Below are 1,111 nucleotides of genomic sequence, written 5' to 3'. Positions count from 1 at the left end.
GTGCCCACTGGTACAGCCAGCGCCAAGGCGAGTTCCGTAACCCACCAGCAGTCCGGCAATCACCAATACCACTGCTCCGTTTGCGGAGAGCGCCGGCAATAGTATGGGCCTGGCCGCCAATGCCAAGCCTGACGCCAGGGCAAGTCCCGCCAGGAATAGGGCTGCACTTCCGCGTCCGCCGTCACCCGGCATGCCCAGTGTCTTGGCAAGTAGACCCGAGATGCCGGCAACGCGGCCGAGAAGGACCAGATAGGCACCGGCCGCTGTTCCAATCATGGCACCGCCAGCGAGTGGCCAGTACCAAGCCAAATGAGAGAGCGTCATAGCAGGTCCACCGGCAGCTTGAGGTAGCGCACGCCGTTGTCCTCGGGTTCGGGCAGATGGCCGGCGCACATGTTGACCTGCACTGAAGGCAGGATCAGTCGCGGCATCGGGAGCGTCGCGTCACGGGCTTCCCGCATTTCCACGAACATGGCTTCGGTCACGCCCTCGTGCACATGCAGGTTGGTTGTCCTTTCGGCACGGATGGTTGTTTCCCATACGAAATGGTTTCGACCGGTGGCCTTGTAGTCATGGCACAAGAAGACGCGGGTGGCGTCGGGCAGGGACAGAAGGCGCTGGATCGAGCGATACAACTGGCGAGCGGAACCACCTGGAAAATCGCAGCGGGCGGTGCCGTAGTCCGGCATGAACAGCGTGTCTCCAGGAAATACGGCGTCGCCGATCACGTACGCCATACAAGCGGGGGTGTGGCCCGGCACGTGCAGCGACATCGCCTGGAGATTACCGATGCGGAAGGAGGCACCATCGGCGAACAGCCGATCAAACTGGCTGCCATCCCGCTTGAATGCAGTGCCGGCATTGAAGACTTTGCCGAAGGTTTCCTGGACAGTGGTGATGCGCTCGCCGATGGCCAGCGTACCTCCCACCTGGCCCTGCAGCCATGGTGCTGCTGAGAGGTGGTCGGCATGCGCGTGGGTTTCCAGCAACCATTGCACCTGTAGGCGCTCGGTCCGCACGTAGTCCACCAACGCCGATGCGGAGGCAGTGGAGGTGCGGGCTGCGGCCATGTCGAAGTCAAGGACGCTGTCGATGATGGCGCACGCTGAAG

The 1,111-nt window shown here is 62.7% G+C and carries 2 protein-coding genes; both read right to left on the bottom strand.

The genetic code is table 11. The features are described from left to right. A partial coding sequence (locus AC2A1N_RS13825) for a YeeE/YedE family protein (RefSeq protein ID WP_484372612.1) occupies window positions 1-324 on the bottom strand: 324 nt, incomplete at its 3' end. Further along, a partial coding sequence (locus AC2A1N_RS13820) for an MBL fold metallo-hydrolase (protein ID WP_484372610.1) occupies window positions 321-1,111 on the bottom strand: 791 nt, incomplete at its 5' end. The genes AC2A1N_RS13820 and AC2A1N_RS13825, both read right to left, overlap by 4 nt.

Source organism: Stenotrophomonas maltophilia group sp. SKK55, assembly GCF_057179845.1.
Note: the sequence above shows the minus strand (reverse complement) of the source record. Positions and strands in the feature narration are given on the sequence as shown.